The organism is Marivita geojedonensis, from assembly GCF_002115805.1.
GTDB classification, from domain to species: Bacteria; Pseudomonadota; Alphaproteobacteria; order Rhodobacterales; family Rhodobacteraceae; genus Marivita; species Marivita geojedonensis.
In genome coordinates this window covers 1-5,459 of sequence record NZ_JFKC01000053.1, presented here as the reverse complement: position 1 = coordinate 5,459, position 5,459 = coordinate 1, and the positions used below count along the sequence as shown (strand labels likewise).

8 protein-coding genes are annotated in these 5,459 nt (G+C 57.9%); 5 read left to right on the top strand and 3 right to left on the bottom strand.

Annotated features, from left to right (window positions below):
• Positions 1 to 95: 95 nt before the first annotated feature.
• Positions 96 to 380 (bottom strand): hypothetical protein, encoded by a 285-nt coding sequence (locus tag MGEO_RS20865; protein WP_085641665.1) that lies wholly within the window; start codon positions 378 to 380, stop codon positions 96 to 98.
• A gap of 526 nt (positions 381 to 906) precedes the next feature.
• Here MGEO_RS20865 and rplB point away from each other — a divergent pair.
• From rplB to rplP, 5 genes are read left to right on the top strand one after another with little or no spacing between them, the layout of a single operon-like run.
• Positions 907 to 1,749, top strand: coding sequence for a 50S ribosomal protein L2 (gene rplB / locus MGEO_RS20860; protein WP_085641664.1), 843 nt, complete (start codon positions 907 to 909; stop codon positions 1,747 to 1,749).
• Between the two features lie 3 nt (positions 1,750 to 1,752).
• Positions 1,753 to 2,031: a 30S ribosomal protein S19 gene (gene rpsS, locus MGEO_RS20855; protein WP_085641663.1), complete on the top strand. Its 279-nt coding sequence runs from the start codon at positions 1,753 to 1,755 to the stop codon at positions 2,029 to 2,031.
• Positions 2,032 to 2,034: 3 nt separating this feature from the next.
• Entirely contained in the window at positions 2,035 to 2,415 is a 381-nt protein-coding gene (gene rplV / locus MGEO_RS20850; protein ID WP_085641662.1) for a 50S ribosomal protein L22, read from the top strand.
• The gene (gene rpsC / locus MGEO_RS20845) at positions 2,415 to 3,128 is read left to right on the top strand and encodes a 30S ribosomal protein S3 (protein ID WP_085641661.1); all 714 of its coding nucleotides are present in this window, start codon (positions 2,415 to 2,417) and stop codon (positions 3,126 to 3,128) included. Before rplV ends, rpsC begins: the two co-directional genes overlap by 1 nt.
• 2 nt (positions 3,129 to 3,130) lie before the next feature.
• Positions 3,131 to 3,544 (top strand): 50S ribosomal protein L16, encoded by a 414-nt coding sequence (rplP, locus tag MGEO_RS20840; protein ID WP_085641660.1) that lies wholly within the window; start codon positions 3,131 to 3,133, stop codon positions 3,542 to 3,544.
• Positions 3,545 to 3,634: 90 nt separating this feature from the next.
• On the opposite strand, the gene MGEO_RS20835 is transcribed toward rplP, so the two are convergent.
• Together MGEO_RS20835 and MGEO_RS20830 are read right to left on the bottom strand one after the other, a co-directional pair.
• Entirely contained in the window at positions 3,635 to 4,333 is a 699-nt protein-coding gene (locus tag MGEO_RS20835; protein ID WP_085641659.1) for a DUF4386 domain-containing protein, read from the bottom strand.
• A gap of 224 nt (positions 4,334 to 4,557) precedes the next feature.
• Positions 4,558 to 5,178: a 2OG-Fe(II) oxygenase family protein gene (locus MGEO_RS20830; RefSeq protein WP_085641666.1), complete on the bottom strand. Its 621-nt coding sequence runs from the start codon at positions 5,176 to 5,178 to the stop codon at positions 4,558 to 4,560.
• Positions 5,179 to 5,459: the final 281 nt, after the last annotated feature.

Sequence of the window (5,459 nt, the reverse complement as noted above, 5' to 3'; positions counted from 1 at the left end):
TCCTGACCCTAGCTAGTGGTTCAGGATATGATTGAATGTTAGCAGCCTGCAAGTCCAACACTGCATTCGTGATTTTCTTCAGTAGTCCAACTTGATCACTCATCTCGGTCCTCAACTCGTGAAGTCGCTGCTTTGGATAGAATTGATTGTCGAAACTCTTCCTTAACTGTAGTAATTACTTCTTGCACCATTTGAGTTCGTTCAAAACCAGCGACACGTCCATCCACTGTTTTCTCCATTTCGGAAATTGCTCGATTTATGCTTTCTGGATCGTTTGGATCAAACGACAAGTTGCATAGTTCGCCGTCGAGATTTTCCATGGCTTTGATTAACTGCTCTAAGTCCTTTTGAAGCTCGTCTAGGCCTTTAATCTTAAACATTAGAAATTCTCCGAATCCAAGATTATGCTGAAACAATATCATCTGACACACGACAAAGTTTAAGCAAAATATCGTGCTAGAACTTCGCGAGGCCATCGCCAGACCGCCCGGACGGGCTGGCGATTTGGGGAGGGCATCGCCTCGCTCGGAGGTCCTACGGATGTGGCCGGGATAAAGCGCCGCTGAAGGTCTGTCGGATCGTCATCCCGCGGTCTGGCGCTGGCCCGGCTCGCGCGTGGTGCGTGTGAACACGCACCCTACGTGTCTCTCCTTGGTGTCATCCTCTGTTGACCCGCGGATAACGGTCCCTTTCACGGAGCAATTAACATGCTCTTTATCAACCCACAGCGCTTGACGCCACGCGCCACACCGCCTAGTAACTCCCAACCGCGCAGCCCCGGATTCGTCCGGGGCTTCGTTGTTGCGTTAACCGGGGACCTTCGGGGCCCTATACCCACGGCGGATACGTCCGCCCAAACATAGCGGGTCGTCAAAGACCTGCACTTGCTAACGGAAGACAGAAAGCATGGCACTCAAGTCGTATAAGCCGACGACGCCGGGCCAGCGCGGGCTGGTGCTGATCGACCGTTCGGAGCTGTGGAAAGGCCGTCCGGTCAAAGCCCTTACAGAGGGTTTGACCAAGTCGGGTGGCCGGAACAACACCGGACGTATCACATCCCGTCGTCGCGGTGGTGGCGCAAAACGCCTTTACCGTATCGTAGATTTCAAGCGGAACAAGTTTGACGTGGGCGCGACTGTCGCGCGCATCGAATATGACCCGAACCGCACCGCCTTCATCGCACTTGTTCAGTATGACGACGGCGAACAGGCCTATATCCTTGCCCCGCAGCGTCTCGCCATCGGCGACCGCGTGGTTGCATCGGCCAAGGCCGACGTGAAGCCGGGCAACGCGATGCCCTTCTCGGGCATGCCTATCGGTACCATCGTTCACAACATCGAGCTGAAGCCAGGCAAGGGTGGTCAGATCGCTCGTGCCGCCGGCACCTACGCACAGTTCGTGGGTCGTGACGGTGGCTACGCGCAGATCCGTCTGAGCTCGGGTGAACTCCGCATGGTCCGCCAGGAATGCATGGCAACCGTCGGTGCCGTGTCGAACCCGGACAACTCGAACCAGAACTTCGGTAAAGCGGGCCGTATGCGCCACAAGGGCATCCGTCCGTCCGTCCGTGGTGTCGTCATGAACCCGATCGACCACCCGCACGGTGGTGGTGAAGGTCGGACTTCGGGTGGTCGTCACCCGGTGACCCCGTGGGGTAAGCCGACCAAGGGTAAGCGCACCCGTAACAAGAACAAGGCGTCGCAGAAGCTGATCATCCGCTCGCGTCACGCCAAGAAGAAGGGGCGGTAAACCATGTCGCGCTCTGTATGGAAAGGCCCGTTCGTTGACGCCTATGTCTTGAAAAAGGCAGAAGCGACCCGCGAGTCCGGCCGCAATGAAGTCATCAAGATCTGGTCGCGCCGCTCGACGATCCTGCCCCAGTTCGTGGGCCTGACGTTTGGCGTTTACAACGGCCAGAAGCATGTTCCTGTCAACGTCACCGAAGACATGATCGGTCAGAAGTTCGGTGAATACTCGCCGACCCGGACCTATTACGGTCACGCGGCTGACAAAAAAGCGAAGCGGAAGTAAGTCATGGGCAAGGAAAAGAACCCCCGCCGCGTGGCTGACAACGAAGCCATGGCGAAGCTGCGGATGCTGCGCACCAGCCCGCAGAAACTGAACCTCGTCGCCGGTCTCATCCGCGGCAAGAAAGTGGACAAGGCGCTGAACGATCTGACCTTCTCGAAGAAGCGGATCGCGGTTGACGTGAAGAAATGCCTTCAGTCGGCCATCGCCAACGCCGAAAACAACCACGGGCTTGACGTGGACGAGCTGATCGTCGCGGAAGCCTATGTGGGCAAGAACCTCGTGATGAAGCGTGGCCGTCCGCGGGCACGTGGCCGTTTCGGCAAGATCATGAAGCCGTTTTCGGAGATCACCATCAAGGTGCGTCAAGTTGAGGAGCAGGCCTAATGGGTAACAAGACCAATCCGATCGGCATGCGCCTTCAGGTGAACCGCACCTGGGACAGCCGCTGGTACGCAGACACCAAGGACTACGGCAATCTTCTGCTCGAAGACATCGCGATCCGCGAATTCATCGAGAAAGAGTGCAAGCAGGCCGGTGTCGCTCGCGTGATCATCGAACGCCCGCACAAGAAGTGCCGCGTGACCATCCACACCGCCCGTCCGGGCGTCATCATTGGCAAGAAAGGCGCGGATATCGAAACCCTGCGCAAGAAGCTGGCCGCGATGACCGACTCCGAGCTGCACCTCAACATCGTTGAAGTGCGCAAGCCGGAACTGGACGCACAGCTGGTCGGCGAAAGCATCGCCCAGCAGCTCGAGCGTCGTGTGTCCTTCCGTCGTGCCATGAAGCGCGCCGTGCAAAACGCCATGCGTATGGGCGCCCTCGGCATCCGCGTGAACGTTGCCGGTCGTCTGGGCGGTGCGGAAATCGCACGGACCGAATGGTACCGCGAAGGCCGTGTGCCGCTGCACACGCTGCGCGCCGACATCGACTATGCCAATGTCGAGGCGGAAACGCCCTACGGCATCATCGGCATCAAGGTCTGGATCTTCAAAGGCGAGATCATGGAACATGATCCGTCCGCACGGGATCGCAAGGCACAGGAACTGCAAGACGGTCCCGCACCGCGTGGTGCCGGCGGCGGTCGGAGGAACTAATCATGCTTCAACCAAAGCGTACAAAATTCCGTAAGATGTTCAAAGGCCGGATCAAGGGCGAAGCCAAGGGCGGCTCTGATCTGAACTTCGGCACTTACGGCCTCAAGGCGCTTCAGCCTGAGCGTGTGACTGCACGTCAGATCGAAGCAGCCCGTCGTGCCATGACGCGCCACATGAAGCGTCAGGGCCGTGTCTGGATCCGCATCTTCCCGGACACCCCCGTGACCTCCAAGCCCACCGAAGTCCGGATGGGTAAAGGTAAGGGTTCGGTGGATTACTGGGCAGCCAAGGTTAAGCCGGGCCGCGTAATGTTCGAAATCGACGGTGTCGGTGAGGACATTGCCCGCGAAGCGCTGCGTCTCGCGGCGATGAAGCTGCCGGTCAAGACACGCGTCGTGGTCCGCGAGGACTGGTAAGGCGCGCGGCGCGTTGCGCCCGACCTTGAAGAACAAAAAAACCCCCGTCGCATAAGCGGCGGGGGTTTTTCGTTGTCGTATTGGCTTGCGTCACACCTGACGTGGTCCCTTGATCAGCAGCCAGAGCGCGAACCCAATCTCGGACAGCGTGACGATGCCCAGAAGCACCGCCCGCAGCAGGCCCAGAGCCGCGACCTCCGGAAAGGCGAAAGCGAAGGCACTGTCGAGGATGTACCCTGCGCCGCCAACGATCAGGCCCAGACCAAGCAGGCGCGGGAACAGACCGGATTTCAGGATCAGCGCCCCCAACAGCCAGAGGTGGAGCGAGAAGAAGATCTGCCAGACCCAGACGCCTGAATCATGTGCGTAGAGCATGACACCGGCCAGTTGCATCCGTTCCTCACCGGAAAAGGCGGTCAGGGCGGATCCGTCGGCAAAGGCGAGCATTGCGGCGTGAAACATCAGCATGACGGCCATTGTCGTCACCATTGTCAGCCGTGCCAGAGCCGCCGCCAGCGACAGCGTTGGGTTGATGGACCGGAACATGAAGAACAGCATCGGTGTGACGAGCAGTTCCGACACCATCATGGTGACATCCCCCGCGATCCCCGCAAGGAACATGCCGCGAGCGTCGATCAGGGACTGTACGGATGCGGCCAGGTCGCCGGGGACATAGAGTTGCGCGGGAACGAACGCGATGGCAAATCCACCAGAGATCGCGATCAGAAGGTAAAGGGCGCCTGCCACCCGCGCATAACTGCGCGAGCCGGGATCAGCAAAGACTGACATGGTGTATCCTTTCGAGTGTCTGTGGCTGGACCTGAAAGAGGGTGTGACCCGCCAGCCTGTGCATGAGACGGGTTTAACCCATGCGGAAACTGCACGGAATTGGCGAAATCCGGCTAGGTTCTATACGAATTTGTATATGTAAGGCTTCAGGGCGTGATCGCGCATTCGTCCGCGCGACTGCACGCTTCTTCAGAGAAGATGGGATGGCTTGTCGCCACCGGATCTCATTCCCAACGGTAGTTGAAGCTCACCGATACCCGTTCATCTTCGGACTGATTCATCACCACCTCGTGGCGCAGCCAGCTTTCCCAAAGCAGAACATCACCCACCGCCGGTTTCACGTAGATGAAATTCCGCATTTCCTCGCGCGCATCTTTCCTGCGGGGTGGGGCGGCCATCATCATGGCATGGCGCGGGTCTTCCAGCTTCAGCGCGGATGCACCTTCAGGCATCGACACATAGGTGGTTCCGGAAATCACCGAATGTGGATGAATATGCGCAGCGTGGTATCCACCCTCGGGCAGGATGTTGATCCACAGGTCTTCGAGCACCAGCTTGCGCCCGTCGAGATCGAACTCCAGGTCCTCGGCAAAGGACGCCACATGAGCGTCGAGCGACTTGACCAGATCGGCAAAGATCGGGAACCGCCAGGGCAGGTCGGTCAGGGATGCATAAGAGGTGTAGCCGGGATAGGCGTTGTCCTCGCACCATTGCTGACCGGCCTCGTCATCCTCGGCGATGGCGAAACAGGAGTTTTCCATTTCCTCGGCATCGATCGCGGGTCCGTGCTCGGACAGCGGTGCGTGGTAGAGGCGGGTCACGAAGAGGGAAGATATTGTGCTCATGTGTGACGCATACCTCACAAGCAATCTCAACAACAACACACAAAGAGTCTTTTACGATATTGCCAACGTATCTATTGTGTTGGGATCAGCTAAATAGTTCTTCGTGAAGGGTGAAATTTTCAGTGAGCAATGAAGTAAATGGATGCATGGACTATCTGCTTAGGGACATTATGGGTGTTAGGCCTGCGCGTCCTGTAGTGAAGGCAGAAAAACGACGGTTTGATAGCCCTGATGAATTTGAGGTGTATCGGAAGGGCCTAATGGAAACACTAGGGTCAGGA

Coding starts and splice junctions, on each gene's coding strand:
- MGEO_RS20865 (WP_085641665.1), bottom strand. CDS start 380: ATGTTTAAGATTAAAGGCCTAGACGAGCTTCAAAAGGACTTAGAGCAG.
- rplB (WP_085641664.1), top strand. CDS start 907: ATGGCACTCAAGTCGTATAAGCCGACGACGCCGGGCCAGCGCGGGCTG.
- rpsS (WP_085641663.1), top strand. CDS start 1,753: ATGTCGCGCTCTGTATGGAAAGGCCCGTTCGTTGACGCCTATGTCTTG.
- rplV (WP_085641662.1), top strand. CDS start 2,035: ATGGGCAAGGAAAAGAACCCCCGCCGCGTGGCTGACAACGAAGCCATG.
- rpsC (WP_085641661.1), top strand. CDS start 2,415: ATGGGTAACAAGACCAATCCGATCGGCATGCGCCTTCAGGTGAACCGC.
- rplP (WP_085641660.1), top strand. CDS start 3,131: ATGCTTCAACCAAAGCGTACAAAATTCCGTAAGATGTTCAAAGGCCGG.
- MGEO_RS20835 (WP_085641659.1), bottom strand. CDS start 4,333: ATGTCAGTCTTTGCTGATCCCGGCTCGCGCAGTTATGCGCGGGTGGCA.
- MGEO_RS20830 (WP_085641666.1), bottom strand. CDS start 5,178: ATGAGCACAATATCTTCCCTCTTCGTGACCCGCCTCTACCACGCACCG.